Source organism: Chryseomicrobium excrementi, assembly GCF_002798305.1.
Classification (GTDB): Bacteria; Bacillota; Bacilli; order Bacillales_A; family Planococcaceae; genus Chryseomicrobium; species Chryseomicrobium excrementi.
Window position 1 is genome coordinate 254,387 of record NZ_PCGR01000001.1, and the last position, 14,974, is coordinate 269,360.

The window sequence follows — 14,974 nt, forward strand, 5'->3', positions numbered from 1 at the left end:
GTCAAAGGCACCATTGTCTTTGGCTTTTTCCATGTCGTGAAAACATGGTACAATAGTAAAGTTGTGAGGAGAGTGAATCATGGAGAAACGAGATTATTATGAGGTGCTCGGCGTTTCGAAGACCGCCTCTCAAGATGAAATTAAAAAAGCTTACCGGAAACTATCAAAACAATACCATCCGGATATTAATAAAGAATCTGGCGCTGCCGACAAGTTCAAAGAAATCTCAGAAGCCTATGAAGTGTTGAGTGATCAAGAGAAACGTGCTCAATATGATCAGTTTGGTCATGCGGGTCCACAAGGGTTTGGTGGATTCGGTGGAGGTTTCTCAGGTGGAGACGGCTTTGGCTTCGAAGACATCTTCAGCTCATTCTTTGGTGGAGGCGGTGGTCGCCGACGTGATCCTAACGCTCCGCGTAAAGGAAATGACCTGCAGTACTCTATGACGATTGAATTTGAAGAAGCTGTATTTGGAAAAGAAAAAGAGATTGAAGTCTCTAAAGATGAGATCTGTGACACATGTGATGGCAGCGGAGCAAAACCAGGAACATCTCCTGTAAAATGTTCGCAGTGTCAAGGTCATGGCCAGGTCAACATCACTCAAGACACGCCTTTTGGTCGTGTACAAACAAAGCGTACGTGCCCAGTGTGTGAAGGGACAGGGAAAGAGATCAAAGAAAAATGTTCGACTTGTTCTGGACGGGGTCGCGTGACAAAGCGTAAAAAAATCAAGATTACGATTCCGGCAGGTGTGGATGATGGTCAACAACTTCGCGTATCTGGACAAGGAGAACCAGGTGTCAATGGTGGGCCTCCAGGAGACCTATACGTTGTGTTCCGAGTGAAGCCGGATTCTCGTTTTGAACGTGACGGAGACGACATCTATTTCACATTGCCGCTTACATTTGCACAAGCTGCTCTTGGGGATGAAGTTGAAATTCCGACAGTACAAGGAAAAGTGAAACTGAAAATTCCTGCTGGAACTCAGTCTGCTACAAAGTTCCGTCTTAAAGGGAAGGGTGTCAAAAACGTTCACGGATACGGTGTTGGAGACCAACACGTTATTGTGAAAGTGATCACTCCGAAAAAATTAACAGAGAAACAAAAACAATTGCTTCGTGAATTCGCAGAAATCAGTGGCGATATTCCAGAAGAGCAAGGCAGTTCATTGTTTGATAAACTACGTAATAAGATAAAAGGTGACTAAAGGAGTGATTCGCAAGTGAAATGGATGGAATTGTCTGTATTGACAACGAATGAAGCGGTAGAACCGATCAGCAATATTTTGCATGAAGCGGGGGCGAGTGGAGTAGTCATTGAAGATTCTCTTGAGCTAGATAAAGAACGTGAGGATCAGTTTGGTGAACTATACGAATTGAACCCTCTTGACTTCCCAACATCGGGTGTCCGTGTAAAAGCGTATCTCGCGGCTACTAGTTTCATCTATGAGACAGTCGAAGAAATTAAGCTTGCGATTGAAAATCTCCGAAACTTTGATATTTCCATTGGAGAAGGAACCGTCACACTTCATGAAGTAGATGAAGAAGACTGGGCCACTGCTTGGAAACAGTATTATCATCCTGTGAAAATTTCAAACCGCTTTACAATCGTTCCAACTTGGGAAGATTACACTCCCGTACAAACGGATGAATTGATCATCGAACTAGATCCAGGGATGGCTTTTGGAACAGGCACACATCCAACTACAGTCATGTGTCTGCAGGCACTTGAGAAGCATGTGAAGTTGGGTGACTCGGTCATCGATGTAGGTACAGGTTCAGGCGTTCTCGCTATTGGAGCTGCACTGCTTGGCGCAGAACATGTCCATGCACTCGACTTAGATGAAGTGGCAGTGACCGCTGCTACTGCTAATGTGGCGCTAAACAAAGTCCAAGACCGTGTTCGAACTGTTCATGGGAATTTGCTGGATTCTGTGGAAGCACCAGCAGACGTAGTAGTGGCGAACATCTTAGCCGATATTATTTTGTCGTTTACTTCGGATGCTTTTCAAATGGTGAAGCCAGGGGGTGTCTACATCACATCGGGTATTATCGGTGCGAGAAAAGACGATGTCCGAAACGGCTTAGAAGCTGCGGGGTTTGTCATTGAAGAAGTGATGATGATGGAAGATTGGGTCGCTATCATCTCTCGTAAGAACTAGGAGGATGTCTGATGCAGCGTTATTTCGTACAGCAATCTACAGACAATAGAGCGATTATTGAAGGTGAAGATGCGCATCATATCCAACGGGTTATGCGGATGAAAGAGGCGGATGAACTGCTAGTCGTGGTTGAGCAGCAGGCTTTCAAAGCTGAAATCGTAAATTTGCAGAAAGATTCCGTAGAAGTGCTCTTACTAGCCCCACTAGAACGTTCTGTTGAATTGCCCGTACATGTCACAATAGCGTGCGGTCTTCCAAAAGGAGATAAACTAGACCTGGTCATTCAGAAAGCCACGGAGCTTGGAATGACTGGGTTTATTCCTTTTGAAGCAGAGCGCTCGGTAGTGAGGTGGGATGCGAAAAAATGGACGAAGAAACAAGAGCGTTTTGAAAAAATTGCAAAAGAGGCTGCAGAGCAGAGTCACCGAACCGTCATTCCGACGATTCATTCGATACATATTCTCAAACAGCTTTGTGAAGCGGCAAAATCCTTTGATCATGTGTGGATCTGTGATGAGGAAGAAGCAAAAAAAGACACACGAATTCGATTTGCAGACCATGTAAAAAAGGTGTATGATAATAAGTCGATACTTATTGTGTTCGGACCTGAAGGCGGCTTGGCACGGCACGAGGTAGACGCACTTGTAGAAGTAGGCGCAAGTGGTGTCACGCTCGGACCTCGCATTCTACGTGCAGAGACCGCTCCTCTCTATGCATTAAGTGCCCTGTCTTATGAATTTGAATGAAAGAAGAGGTGGCTAGTATGGCTTCAGTAGCTTTTCATACGTTGGGATGTAAAGTGAACCATTATGAGACCGAAGCGATTTGGCAACTATTTAAAGAACAAAATTACGAACGGACAGATTTTGAAAAAAAGTCGGACGTTTATGTGATCAATACATGTACAGTAACGAACACAGGGGATAAGAAGAGCCGTCAAGTGATCCGCCGTGCTATCCGTCAAAATCCAGATGCCGTCATCTGTGTGACAGGTTGTTATGCGCAGACCTCTCCTGCTGAAATTATGGCGATTCCTGGAGTAGACATAGTCGTCGGTACTCAAGATCGTCGCAAGATGCTTGATTATATCGAACAATACAAAGTAGAGCGGCAGCCAATCAATGCTGTCGGCAATATCATGAAGAACCGTGTTTACGAAGAGTTGGATGTTCCTAATTTCACAGACCGCACGCGTGCATCACTTAAAATCCAAGAGGGATGCAACAACTTCTGTACATTCTGTATCATCCCTTGGGCTCGCGGTTTGATGCGTTCTCGTGACCCACAAGAAGTCGTCCATCAAGCACAACAGCTCGTAGCTGCGGGCTACAAAGAAATCGTGTTGACTGGAATTCATACAGGTGGGTATGGTGAAGATTTGAAAGATTACAATCTTGCACAACTACTTCGCGATTTAGAATCTCAAGTCACTGGATTGAAACGGCTTCGTATCAGCTCGATTGAAGCAAGTCAATTGACGGATGAAGTGATTGACGTATTGAAGCAATCGAATATTGTTGTCCGTCACTTGCACATTCCGATTCAGTCGGGATCGGATACGGTATTGAAGCGTATGAGACGCAAATACACGATGGCATTCTTTGCCGATCGTTTAGTGCAGTTGCGTAAAGCTTTGCCAGACCTAGCCATTACATCGGATGTCATCGTAGGCTTCCCAGGTGAGACGGAAGAAGAGTTCATGGAGACGTACGAATTCATTCGCACACATCGCTTCTCAGAGCTTCACGTATTCCCTTATTCAAAACGGACAGGTACACCAGCCGCTCGTATGGATGATCAAGTGGATGAAGAAGTGAAGAATGAGCGTGTACACCGCCTCATTACATTGAATGACCAATTGGCAAAAGAGTATGCGTCAAGTTACGAAGATGAGGTTCTTGAAATCATCCCAGAAGAGAAGTTTGATAACGGAACTTCACAAGATTTGGTCGTCGGCTATACAGACAACTACTTGAAAGTCATTATTCCAGGTACTGAAGAATTGATCGGGCAACTTGTCAAAGTCAAAATCACAAAAGCGGGCTATCCATACAACGAAGGTCAATTTGTTCGTGTCTTAGAAGAAAACTTTGTAGTCAACGCTTAAAACCTAACGCTTCTTGCATCTTGCAGGAAGCGTTTTCCTTTACTTGCTTTTCCCAGTTTATTTGATTATGATGAAGAGGTACGTACATCTCAACTCAAAAGGAGACGAATAACCATGACAAAATCAATCGCATCTTATATTGATCATACATTATTGAAACCAGAAGCTACAAAATCACAAGTTGAAGTCCTCTGCCAAGAAGCAGCGAAATATGAATTCGCATCTGTTTGTGTAAACCCTACTTGGGTAGCATTTGCTGCTGAGCAATTAAAAGATAGCCCGGTAAAAGTGTGTACGGTAATTGGCTTCCCACTTGGAGCTTCTACTGCGGACACGAAAGCATTCGAAACAAAAGACGCTATCGCAAAAGGCGCAACTGAAATCGATATGGTCTTAAACGTAGGCGCATTGAAATCAGGTTTAACAGAAGACGTAAAAGCTGACATTGAAGCTGTTGTACAAGCAGCTAAAGGAAAAGCAATCGTCAAAGTGATTCTTGAGACTTGCCTTCTTACAAAAGATGAAATCGTTCTGGCTTCCCAGTTATCAAAAGAAGCTGGAGCTGATTTCGTGAAGACTTCTACAGGATTCTCTACTGGTGGAGCAACTGCTGAAGACGTAAAATTAATGAAAGAAACTGTAGGAGCAGACCTTGAAGTGAAAGCTTCAGGAGGCATTCGCAGCCTTGAAGATTTCAACAAAATGGTTGAAGCAGGAGCCACTCGTATTGGAGCTAGCTCAGGCGTATTGATCATGGAAGGTCAGAAGAGCGATTCTGACTACTAAATTTTCATCGCAGTAGTTGACGTTTCCTAGCGAATACGCTATAATTTTTAGGTAACATAACTTTACTGTTATGTGCTTTGATGTGTGTTCGGAGGGAGGGAAAGAGAGATGTCAAAAACTGTCGTTCGCAAAAACGAATCGCTTGAGGATGCTCTTCGACGCTTCAAACGTACTGTTTCTAAAAGCGGTACTATTCAAGAGGTACGAAAGCGCGAGTTTTATGAAAAACCAAGCGTAAAACGTAAAAAGAAATCAGAAGCTGCGCGTAAACGTAAGTGGTAATCTTCCCGATGCATCCCTGCGTTACTAACACTTGATGATTAAATCGAACACAAACCCTTATAGCCATATGGCTATGAGGGTTTTTTGTATAGTTAAAAAACCTTTTCTATGGCTTGCATGTTCTCCCCTTGGAAATGGTGTCTCAGGTAAAAAGTTAGTCATTCTGTAAGTCAAAAAACATGCGAAAAGATGAAACTTTTCGGTAAGATGAACGTAGAATCAGTAGACAGAACATGAAAGTGGGGTGAAAAGGTGAAAAAACTACGAATCGTTTGGGTTTGTATGCTCCTCTTAGGACTTCTTCTTCCCTTGTTCTCTGTAAGTGCGAATACTGAAACCGTCTACCGTGTCCCTCTTAATGAGGCAGTAGAAAAAGGGCTTTATACATTTTTGAATCAGTCATTGTCAGAAGCTGAAGATCAAAATGCAGACGCTGTAATTATCGAGATGAACACACCTGGTGGCGCAGTAGATGCAGCTGAAAATATTGCGAAGCTGATGGCAGATAGTCCTTTGGATATTTACGTCTATGTAAATGACAGAGCACTCTCAGCAGGTGCGTTTCTAGCGCTCTATGCAGATGAAATCTATATGTCTCCAGACGCGACAATGGGAGCGGCAGCAGTGATTGATCAAACAGGAAATGCTGCAGATGAAAAAGCTCGAAGTGCATGGGCAGCCTCTATGCAAAATGCGGCGGAACACTCAAATCGAAATCCTGAAATTGCGCTTGCAATGATTGATCCTTCTTATGATTTTCCTCAGTACCGAGCTGGAGAAGGTAAGCTCCTTACTTTAACAGCTGAAGAAGCGGTAGAGGTAGACTACGCTGAAGGTATAGCAGAAACTTTTGAAGACGTACTCACTGCGATTGGATTCCCAGACGCAGAAGTGATTAGCGTGGAAGAGTCGTTTCTCGTTAAACTTGCGCGTTTTCTCACTCATCCGATTATTGTGCCCATCTTATTATCTATCGGTAGCCTAGGTTTAGTTGTGGAATTGTATTCACCTGGTTTTGGATTACCAGGCCTTATGGGATTAACAGCTATTTTGTTATTCTTCTATGGTCATATGATTGCCGGACTTGCAGGCTATGAAGCAGTCCTATTATTTGGTGTTGGAATCATCTTGCTTCTTGCGGAGCTCTTCCTCCCCTTTGGTATTAGTGGAATAGCAGGGGGACTTGCTATAATTGGCAGTTTGTATCTTGCAGGAGCAGATATGACGCAAATCAGTATCTCAATTTTAATTGCACTAGCAGTTGCGATTACAGGAATGGTGATTATCATGAAGTTCTTTGGGAAGAAATTAAAATTGTTCAACAAAATCATTTTGAGCGACTCGACTTCAACTGAAAAGGGCTATGTCTCAGCAGTAGAAAGAAGAGAATTAGTTGGGCAACACGCAATCACCTTAACACCGCTACGTCCTTCTGGTACGATAGTTATAGGTGATGAGCGCCTTGATGCTGTCTCAGAAGGAAACTTTATTGACCGCAATAAAACTGTCATCATTCGAAAAGTAGAAGGTTCACGGATTGTGGTTCGTGAAACCCTAGAGGAGGAAATGTAATGCTAGAAGGACTAGGTCTATTTGGTCTTGTAGGAACGATTGTTGTCATATTCCTACTATTGGCCGTATTTTTCACCTTTGTACCCGTTACGCTATGGATTTCTGCATTAGCAGCAGGTGTACGAATCAGTATTTTCACATTGATCGGAATGCGCTTACGTCGTGTTATTCCAAATCGTATCGTGAATCCGTTAATCAAAGCACATAAAGCGGGTCTAGACGTGCAAATCAACCAGCTTGAAAGTCACTATTTGGCTGGTGGTAACGTAGACCGCGTCGTCAATGCCTTGATTGCCGCACACCGTGCGAATATCGATCTTTCGTTTGAACGTGCAGCAGCTATCGACTTGGCAGGACGTGACGTTCTAGAAGCGGTACAGATGTCTGTAAATCCGAAAGTCATTGAAACACCATTTATTGCTGGTGTGGCGATGGATGGTATTGAAGTGAAAGCAAAAGCACGTATTACAGTTCGTGCCAACATTGACCGACTTGTCGGGGGTGCTGGTGAAGAGACAATCGTAGCACGTGTCGGTGAAGGGATTGTAAGTACAATCGGTTCATCCGAGAACCATAAAAAAGTATTAGAAAATCCAGATATGATTTCTCAGACCGTATTATCAAAAGGACTAGATTCTGGTACAGCATTTGAAATTCTGTCGATCGATATTGCGGATGTTGATATCGGTAAGAACATTGGTGCCGAACTTCAAACAGAGCAAGCCGAAGCAGACAAGAAAATTGCTCAAGCAAAAGCTGAAGAACGTCGTGCAATGGCCGTTGCAACTGAGCAAGAGATGAAGGCTCGCGTTGAAGAAATGCGTGCTAAGGTAGTCGAAGCCGAGTCACAAGTGCCACTAGCTATGGCAGACGCTCTTAAAGATGGCAACATCGGTGTTATGGATTACATGAACTACAAAAATGTTCAAGCAGACACTTCGATGCGTGATTCCATCAGCAAAGTAGGCAAAAAGGATTCGTCTACAGACCGTCCTACTAATTCCTAATACGAACAGAAGGGAGGAATGAGTATGGAAGGAATTTTGCTCATCATCTTATCGCTCATCATCAGTTCTTTTTTTGGAGATAAGAAAAAAGCGAGCCAAAAAACTCCACCTCCAGTAAGCCAAAAATCGGAGACTCGTCCTCGTTCATTAAAGGAGTTAGAGGACTGGACTCGTCAAATGCTTGATCAATCCGATCAAAAAGTACCTCCGAAGGCAAGACAAGTGGCAGAAAGGGTAGAACGTGAAGTCCGCTCAAGACTTCCTCAATCTACACCGACAGCTCCTGTTAAAGAGATTCAAGAAAGAGTGCCAGTAACTATAGAACGGGAAATCGCAGAAAGACGCCCAGGTCGTTTATCCGTTCATCAAAAAACAGAACCTACGGTACAAAAAGAATTACCTGTAGCAGAATTGATTGATTCTACAGACGATCTGGCTCGTGCTATCGTGTTATCCGAAATTCTAGCACCACCAGTTTCAAAAAGACGTTAGTCTAGACACCTCTTTTCTCACATACCATTGTGAGAGAGAGGTGTTTTTATGTGGAAAACTCCTTATATAGAAACTGACTTATTTAGCTATCTAGTAATAAAAGGGCCAGCGAGACTACAGTCGTTCGGTGAGAGAACACTAAGTATCAGACTTACAGAGATGAAAATTGAAGTGGGTGCAGATCAGCTGATGCTACCGACTTATTCTAAAGATTTGCTCGTAATCCGATTTAAAGGACTGAATTTATTTGAAGTGGTTCGTTTCTAACCTCCACGTGTCTGTAAAAGGTACGCCTGAGCGACTACGAAATTTTTTAACATCTGTGACATTTTGTCAACCTAATATTGGATTAACCAAACTCAAATTTTCTCAAGATATTGAAACAGCATGATTCCATTGCGCGGGTGATGATCAGTCGAGAGCACTCCGTTGTAGAAGTAACGCTAGTGCCTTCTCCCAAGCCGGTATTGCCAAAAGATTGGCCGGAAGCCGAGAAGTTCGTTGCTGCTTACGATGGACAAATCGATCGGGTGCAGCTCGTAGAAGGAACGAGTTTGGTCAAAAGAAAAGACATTGTGTAAAAAGGAAATGTGTTAGCGGTCGGTAATGACGGAAAAGCAGCAAAAGGAGAAATTACAGGCATTTACTTTCGAGAGCTTGGATTTCAATTGGACTCGCCCTCTGCAGATTTTGACTACTCTTCAAGTCACGCAGATGCCATCATCAGACAATTTATAGAGCAACAACAACAAGAAACAAAGATTAAAGGCATAAAGGTTTTACAGGTACAAAATGTTAATGGTAAAGTAAGAGGGAAGGTACTAGTCAAAATCCAAGGCATCCTTGCTAAACCAGAGTACCTTAAGGAGACGTTGAATGACTGAGGAAAAACTCGAAATCAAAGTGAATGACCCGAATGAAGCCGTCCAGCTTCATGGAAATGGGGATAAAAACTTTGCGCTTATTGAAGAAAATTTTTCAGTTCAGCTAATTGCAAGAGGGGATACTTTCCTGATTGTCGGAGAAGAAGGACAAGTTAAAAAAGCACAGAGCGTGATCAATGCCCTTCTTGAATTGATTCGCAAAGGAATACAAGTGAATGAACGGGACGTGGTCGCTTCTTTAGAAATGGCTAACTCCGGAACCATTGACTATTTTGTTCGGTTATATGAAGAGGAAATCGCCCGTACTGTCAAAGGGAAAGTGATTCGTGCCAAATCTATCGGACAAAGAGCCTATGTCAAAGGAATTAAAAGCTTTGATTTGACATTTGGGATTGGTCCTGCAGGAACAGGTAAGACGTATTTAGCGGTGGTCATGGCTTCTCAGGCATTGAAAAACGGTCATGTCAAACGGATCATTTTAACGCGTCCAGCCGTCGAAGCTGGAGAAAGCTTAGGGTTCTTACCTGGTGATTTGAAAGAGAAAGTAGATCCGTACTTACGTCCACTTTATGATGCTCTTCATGATGTCATTGGTGCAGAGCAGACGGAACGCTTGATTGAGCGCGGAGTGATTGAGATTGCACCATTAGCATACATGCGCGGACGCACTCTAGATGATGCATTTGTCATTTTAGATGAAGCGCAAAATACGACCCCTGCACAAATGAAAATGTTTTTAACTCGTCTTGGATTTGGTTCAAAGATGGTGATCACTGGAGACAAAACTCAAATTGATTTACCGAAAAATACACAATCAGGTTTAATGGTTGCTGAGTCGATGTTGAAAAACGTCAAAGGAATTGAATTTCATTACTTAGAACAAGGCGATGTGGTGCGTCATCCACTAGTTGCGAAAATTATACAAGCATATGAAGAAGGGCAGTAGTCGGTTTCGACTACTGCTTTTTACGTGGTATACTGTAAAGAGATGGAGGGATGCTCGTGAACCGGTTTGTTGAATTCATTACGTCAATTCATGAAAAGAAAGGTGTCCTTGCTTCTATTTCCTTAGCAGGCGCCGTTTTACTTTATATCATGCTCTCTTTCGTGACGAACGAAACTACATACACTATTGAACGCTTTCAACTGTCACCTGAAACCATACGTTCTTCTAAAACCATTGAAGACCCTTTAAAAACGGAACAAGACCGTGTGGCAGCCAAAGAGGCAGTAGACCCTGTCTATGTGTTCCAAGAAGAAGCTAGTGACAATCAGTCAGCTTGGATAGCCTCTGTCTTTGAATCGATCCTTGTAATTAAAGAGCAGGCACTCTCTGAAGAACAAGATGCTACGCCTATTCAGCAACTTCGGAATGAATTAGAAGAGTTGTCACCTGATCTTTCAGAACGATTAACAGATGAAGAGCTAGAAGTCATTTACTCACAGCCTTTATCTACACTAGAGACGACGACTGAGGTGGCGGTCTCTGAGGTTACGGAATTACTAGCAGAGCCTATCCGAGGCAATCAAGTCTCAGCAATTCGAGAGCAGGGAATTACACAATTAAAAGAACGGTTACCTTTCCCTACGAATTACGAGAATGCCGTCGGAAAAATCCTTTCCACAGCCATAATAGAAACAGAGCTGATTGACCAAGAGCTCACAGATCAACGCATCGAAGAAGCTGTGAACGCTGTGGAACCGACTCGTATCCTTCAAGGACAATTGCTTGTTCAAGAAGGTCAATATGTAGATAGAGAAATCTATAGACAGCTGGAGCTTACTGGCATGGTCGAAAATGATGTCCAGTACCGGTCGTATGCAGGGTTAGCAGTGCTGATCTTACTCACAGTTGGAATGGTGTATAGTGCCATACACCTAACTGAGGGAAGTCGTAAAGTCCGTGTCAAGTGGCTCAGTGTGTCCTTGCTGGTACTTGCATTGTCTGCGCTATTAATGGTGTTAACGGCTCTAATTGACGCCAACTTTACATTTACTATCGCTTTCTTATTTCCTACAGCATTCGTTTCGATGACGGTTTATCTATTAACGAATGAACGCTTGGCCTATATCAGTTTAATCGCCAATGCGTTATTAGCAGGTTATATCTTCCGAGAAGGGTTTACATCATTTTTGCAAACAGATATAGCTCTCTATACATTGATTGGAGGATTGTCTGGCATCTTCGCATTCAAATTCTTTTCAGGACGTTCTCCGATTATGAAAACGAGCGGTGTTGTAGCCCTGACGAATACTTTGTTTATGGGAACTTATTTATTGTTATCAACGACTACATCTACGATGCAAGATACTCTTTTACTGATTGGAATCGGTATGTTATCCGGAATGATCTCAGGAGCATTTACCTTTGGAACGTTACCATTTTTTGAATCCGCTTTTGGGATCTTATCCACAATGAAACTTTTTGAACTGGCAAATCCCGGTCATCCGTTGCTCAAAAAGTTACTCATGGAGACACCCGGCACTTATCACCATAGTGTCATGGTTGCCAATTTGTCTGAAGCTGCATGTGAATCAATTGGTGCCAATGGCTTGTTCGCTCGAGTTGCGTGCTACTATCACGATATTGGAAAGACAAGACGTCCCGGGTTCTTCATTGAAAATCAGACGAACGGCTACAACCCTCATGATCATCTGCCTCCTGAAACGAGCGCAGGCATCATTAAAGATCATACGACAGACGGAGCGGCCATCTTGATTCAAAATCGGATTCCACGAGCCATCGTTGATGTGGCACTTCAACATCACGGGACGACCTGTATTAAATACTTCTATCACAAAGCGAAACAAGACGGTGACTGTGATGAGGAGCTGTTTCGTTATGACGGTCCAAAACCACAATCACGTGAAGCGGCAGTGATTTCAATTGCTGATAGTGTGGAGGCAGCTGTTCGTTCGATGAAGCAACCAAGCAGCTCCAAGATCAAAGAACTTGTAGATGCCATAGTTAAGGATAGAGTCAATGACGGCCAATTCGACGAATGTGATATTTCGATGAAAGATTTGACCATAGTTAAAGAAAGCATTTGTTCAACCCTCAAAGGATTTTATCATGAACGAATCCAGTACCCGGAGGAGGAAAAAAAGTGATTATCGATTTTTTAAATGAAACAAATTCAGCTACACCAGAGGCGCTGGATCTTGTTGAGAAAGTCCTTCAATTTGTTGCACAAAAAGAAGACGTCTCAGATGCCGCGGAGCTTTCCGTATCCTTTGTCACAAATGAAGAAATTCAAGAGATCAATCGGACATACAGAAATAAAGATGCAGTTACGGATGTCATCTCGTTTGCCATGCAAGAACAAGGTGAAGGAGAAGTTGCAATTGTCGGAGATGAAACCTTGCTACTTGGGGATATCATCATTTCAGTCGACCGTGCACAAGAGCAGGCAGCGGATTACGGTCACTCATTTGAACGTGAATTAGCATTTCTAGCTACACATGGACTTTTGCATTTACTAGGATATGACCACATGACGGAACAACAAGAAAAAGAAATGTTTAGCAAACAAGATGCGTATCTTTCTGAATTTGGTCTGCCACGTCTATCAGGTTCTGAAAGTCATGAATGAACTGCGTTCATTTCAAGTAGCCTTGCGAGGAATACTAGCTGCCACTCGCAGTGAAAAACATATGAAGTTTCACTTAGTAGCGGCAGTATTTACACTTGCAGCTGCTTTATTGCTAAAGTTCTCACAAATTGAATGGATCATTTTGATAGTCGTCATCACAGGGATGCTCGCATTAGAAATGATCAATACAGCACTGGAGACACTTGTGGATCTTGTAGAGCCGAACTGGAATGAGAAAGCAGGGAAAGTAAAAGATATAGCAGCAGGAGCTTGCTTAGTTTATGCGTGCGGTGCAGCTGTAATTGGGTGTATACTATATATTCCTAAATTACTTGCTTTGTTCGGGTAACAGGAGACAGAACGGAGGAAATTTGAATGCAACAGCCAAAGAAATTCAAATCGGGATTTATTTCCATCATCGGACGTCCGAATGTGGGAAAATCTACATTTTTAAATCGGGTCATCGGTCAAAAGATCGCCATCATGAGCGACAAGCCTCAAACGACTCGTAATAAAGTACAAGGTGTTTTCACTCAAGATACGAGTCAGATGATTTTTATTGATACACCAGGTATTCATAAGCCAAAACATAAATTAGGCGATTTCATGATGAAAGTAGCGAAAAACACCTTGAAAGAGGTAGATGCGATCTTATTCATGGTCAATGCATCGGAACCAATTGGTGCAGGGGATAAAATGATCATTGAGATGCTTCAAGGGAATGAAACGCCTGTATTTTTAGTAATTAATAAAATTGATGAAATTCATCCAGATGAGATCCTTGCCATCATCGATTCGTATAAAGAACAGTATGACTTCGCTGAAATTGTTCCGATTTCTGCACTTCAAGGAAATAATGTAGAGAGACTTCTTGCTACCTTAGAATCGTATTTGCCGGAAGGGCCGATGTACTATCCAGCAGATCAAGTAACGGATCATCCGGAGCGATTTATCATTTCTGAATTGATTCGTGAGAAAGTATTGCATGTGACACGCGAGGAAATCCCTCATTCAATTGCTGTTGTCATTGAGCAGATTCGGAAAGAAGAAGGCAAAGAGTTGATCAACGTATCGGCTACAATCGTCGTTGAACGAGACTCTCAAAAAGGAATCGTTATTGGAAAGCGTGGAGCGCTTCTTAAAGATATCGGTACTAAAGCACGTCACGATATCGAGATGCTGCTCGGTTCTAAAGTATTTCTTGAACTATGGGTCAAAGTTCAAAAAGACTGGAGAAACAAGGCGAACCAGCTTCGTGACTACGGCTTCCGTGACGACGAATATTAAGAAGGAGGGCCAGCCGTGCTGTCTAAAGTAGAAGGGTACGTGTTACGCGCCATTCCGTACGGAGAGAACAATAAGATTGTCACGATTTTAACAGAAGAGATGGGAAAGCGCACCGCGATGGCTCGAGGTGCCAAAAAACCCGCTAGTCGTTTCTCAGCTGTCACGCAACAGTTCACGCATGGCTACTTCTTACTCCAACAAGGGAGAGGGATGGGGACACTCCAGCAAGCGGAAATCATTCAATCAATGCGCCACATTCGAGAAGATTTTTTGAAGACGGCTTATGCTAGTGTCATTACGGAATTAATCGATAAATTAACGGATGACGACACTGCTTCAAGTGGTGTTTACCAACTGCTCCATCAAGCCTTACAGGCTATAGAAGAAGACCAGGACCCGGAAGCCATTTTATTATTTGTAGAATGGAAAATGCTGCTTCGCGCAGGAATTCGACCTCATTTAGATGGCTGCGCGAACTGCGGAGCGAAAGAAGGCGAGTTTGCGTTTTCATTCCAGCAGATAGGGTTTCTTTGTCACCGGTGCTTCTCGATTGATCCGTATATCATCCGGTTATCACCTGTACAGGTGCGTTTGATTCGCACATTTATGTTTACACCGCTTGAAGAAGTCGGCTCGATTCAATTAAAAAAAGAGACGAAACAATTCATGCGCAAAATTGTTACGACAATTTATGAAGAGCAAGTAGGGATTCAATTAAAATCTCGAAAGTTTCTCAATCAAATTGAACGCAATCCACTTCTGTTTGAACCTACAGATACGAAAAAGGATGCTCCCGAGTAACT

At 43.0% G+C, this 14,974-nt stretch carries 18 protein-coding genes; all 18 read left to right on the forward strand.

Annotated features, from left to right (window positions below; all coding sequences use genetic code 11):
* Nucleotides 1–79: 79 nt before the first annotated feature.
* The 18 genes from dnaJ to recO all read left to right on the forward strand — a co-directional run bounded on the left by dnaJ (nt 80) and on the right by recO (nt 14,972).
* The gene (gene dnaJ / locus CQS04_RS01300; RefSeq protein ID WP_100352410.1) at nt 80–1,207 is read left to right on the forward strand and encodes a molecular chaperone DnaJ; all 1,128 of its coding nucleotides are present in this window, start codon (nt 80–82) and stop codon (nt 1,205–1,207) included.
* Between the two features lie 15 nt (nt 1,208–1,222).
* Complete coding sequence (gene prmA / locus CQS04_RS01305) at nt 1,223–2,161, forward strand: 50S ribosomal protein L11 methyltransferase (protein WP_100352411.1); 939 nt, start codon at nt 1,223–1,225, stop codon at nt 2,159–2,161.
* An 11-nt stretch (nt 2,162–2,172) separates the two neighbouring features.
* Nucleotides 2,173–2,907, forward strand: a complete 735-nt coding sequence (locus CQS04_RS01310; protein WP_100352412.1) for a 16S rRNA (uracil(1498)-N(3))-methyltransferase — start codon at nt 2,173–2,175, stop codon at nt 2,905–2,907.
* 17 nt (nt 2,908–2,924) lie between these two features.
* Nucleotides 2,925–4,268 (forward strand): tRNA (N(6)-L-threonylcarbamoyladenosine(37)-C(2))-methylthiotransferase MtaB, encoded by a 1,344-nt coding sequence (mtaB, locus tag CQS04_RS01315; RefSeq protein WP_100352413.1) that lies wholly within the window; start codon nt 2,925–2,927, stop codon nt 4,266–4,268.
* A 114-nt stretch (nt 4,269–4,382) separates the two neighbouring features.
* Nucleotides 4,383–5,054 carry a deoxyribose-phosphate aldolase gene (gene deoC, locus CQS04_RS01320; protein WP_100352414.1) on the forward strand — a complete coding sequence of 224 codons (672 nt, stop codon included), beginning with the start codon at nt 4,383–4,385 and terminating at the stop codon, nt 5,052–5,054.
* 108 nt (nt 5,055–5,162) lie between these two features.
* A complete protein-coding gene (rpsU, locus tag CQS04_RS01325) occupies nt 5,163–5,336 on the forward strand; it encodes a 30S ribosomal protein S21 (RefSeq protein ID WP_004227078.1) in 174 nt (57 codons plus the stop codon).
* A gap of 282 nt (nt 5,337–5,618) precedes the next feature.
* On the forward strand, nt 5,619–6,908 hold the full coding sequence (locus CQS04_RS01330; RefSeq protein WP_100352415.1) for an NfeD family protein: 1,290 nt from the start codon (nt 5,619–5,621) through the stop codon (nt 6,906–6,908).
* Nucleotides 6,908–7,915 (forward strand): flotillin-like protein FloA, encoded by a 1,008-nt coding sequence (floA, locus tag CQS04_RS01335; RefSeq protein WP_094942096.1) that lies wholly within the window; start codon nt 6,908–6,910, stop codon nt 7,913–7,915. The genes CQS04_RS01330 and floA overlap by 1 nt, the downstream gene beginning before the upstream one ends.
* A 24-nt stretch (nt 7,916–7,939) precedes the next feature.
* Nucleotides 7,940–8,407: a hypothetical protein gene (locus CQS04_RS01340; RefSeq protein WP_100352416.1), complete on the forward strand. Its 468-nt coding sequence runs from the start codon at nt 7,940–7,942 to the stop codon at nt 8,405–8,407.
* Between the two features lie 48 nt (nt 8,408–8,455).
* The gene (locus CQS04_RS01345; RefSeq protein ID WP_100352417.1) at nt 8,456–8,674 is read left to right on the forward strand and encodes a hypothetical protein; all 219 of its coding nucleotides are present in this window, start codon (nt 8,456–8,458) and stop codon (nt 8,672–8,674) included.
* A 110-nt stretch (nt 8,675–8,784) separates the two neighbouring features.
* A complete protein-coding gene (locus tag CQS04_RS13655) occupies nt 8,785–8,988 on the forward strand; it encodes a hypothetical protein (protein WP_133118801.1) in 204 nt (67 codons plus the stop codon).
* 9 nt (nt 8,989–8,997) lie between these two features.
* On the forward strand, nt 8,998–9,291 hold the full coding sequence (locus CQS04_RS01350; RefSeq protein ID WP_100352418.1) for a hypothetical protein: 294 nt from the start codon (nt 8,998–9,000) through the stop codon (nt 9,289–9,291).
* Nucleotides 9,284–10,237, forward strand: a complete 954-nt coding sequence (locus tag CQS04_RS01355; RefSeq protein WP_100352419.1) for a PhoH family protein — start codon at nt 9,284–9,286, stop codon at nt 10,235–10,237. The genes CQS04_RS01350 and CQS04_RS01355 overlap by 8 nt, the downstream gene beginning before the upstream one ends.
* A gap of 56 nt (nt 10,238–10,293) precedes the next feature.
* Nucleotides 10,294–12,402, forward strand: a complete 2,109-nt coding sequence (locus tag CQS04_RS01360) for an HD family phosphohydrolase (protein ID WP_165775427.1) — start codon at nt 10,294–10,296, stop codon at nt 12,400–12,402.
* Nucleotides 12,399–12,884, forward strand: a complete 486-nt coding sequence (ybeY, locus tag CQS04_RS01365) for an rRNA maturation RNase YbeY (RefSeq protein ID WP_100352421.1) — start codon at nt 12,399–12,401, stop codon at nt 12,882–12,884. The genes CQS04_RS01360 and ybeY overlap by 4 nt, the downstream gene beginning before the upstream one ends.
* Entirely contained in the window at nt 12,877–13,233 is a 357-nt protein-coding gene (locus tag CQS04_RS01370) for a diacylglycerol kinase family protein (protein ID WP_165775428.1), read from the forward strand. The genes ybeY and CQS04_RS01370 overlap by 8 nt, the downstream gene beginning before the upstream one ends.
* Nucleotides 13,234–13,259: 26 nt before the next feature.
* Nucleotides 13,260–14,171 (forward strand): GTPase Era, encoded by a 912-nt coding sequence (gene era, locus CQS04_RS01375; RefSeq protein ID WP_100352423.1) that lies wholly within the window; start codon nt 13,260–13,262, stop codon nt 14,169–14,171.
* 15 nt (nt 14,172–14,186) lie between these two features.
* Nucleotides 14,187–14,972 (forward strand): DNA repair protein RecO, encoded by a 786-nt coding sequence (gene recO / locus CQS04_RS01380; protein WP_100352424.1) that lies wholly within the window; start codon nt 14,187–14,189, stop codon nt 14,970–14,972.
* Nucleotides 14,973–14,974 lie beyond the last annotated feature (2 nt).

Bases quoted from the DNA above. Each gene is read 5' to 3' on its own strand.
- CQS04_RS01355 (WP_100352419.1), top strand. From the start codon at position 9,284: ATGACTGAGGAAAAACTCGAAATCAAAGTGAATGACCCGAATGAAGCC.
- CQS04_RS01340 (WP_100352416.1), top strand. From the start codon at position 7,940: ATGGAAGGAATTTTGCTCATCATCTTATCGCTCATCATCAGTTCTTTT.
- CQS04_RS01330 (WP_100352415.1), top strand. From the start codon at position 5,619: ATGCTCCTCTTAGGACTTCTTCTTCCCTTGTTCTCTGTAAGTGCGAAT.
- floA (WP_094942096.1), top strand. From the start codon at position 6,908: ATGCTAGAAGGACTAGGTCTATTTGGTCTTGTAGGAACGATTGTTGTC.
- CQS04_RS01370 (WP_165775428.1), top strand. From the start codon at position 12,877: ATGAATGAACTGCGTTCATTTCAAGTAGCCTTGCGAGGAATACTAGCT.
- mtaB (WP_100352413.1), top strand. From the start codon at position 2,925: ATGGCTTCAGTAGCTTTTCATACGTTGGGATGTAAAGTGAACCATTAT.
- rpsU (WP_004227078.1), top strand. From the start codon at position 5,163: ATGTCAAAAACTGTCGTTCGCAAAAACGAATCGCTTGAGGATGCTCTT.
- deoC (WP_100352414.1), top strand. From the start codon at position 4,383: ATGACAAAATCAATCGCATCTTATATTGATCATACATTATTGAAACCA.
- era (WP_100352423.1), top strand. From the start codon at position 13,260: ATGCAACAGCCAAAGAAATTCAAATCGGGATTTATTTCCATCATCGGA.
- dnaJ (WP_100352410.1), top strand. From the start codon at position 80: ATGGAGAAACGAGATTATTATGAGGTGCTCGGCGTTTCGAAGACCGCC.
- CQS04_RS01345 (WP_100352417.1), top strand. From the start codon at position 8,456: ATGTGGAAAACTCCTTATATAGAAACTGACTTATTTAGCTATCTAGTA.
- CQS04_RS01310 (WP_100352412.1), top strand. From the start codon at position 2,173: ATGCAGCGTTATTTCGTACAGCAATCTACAGACAATAGAGCGATTATT.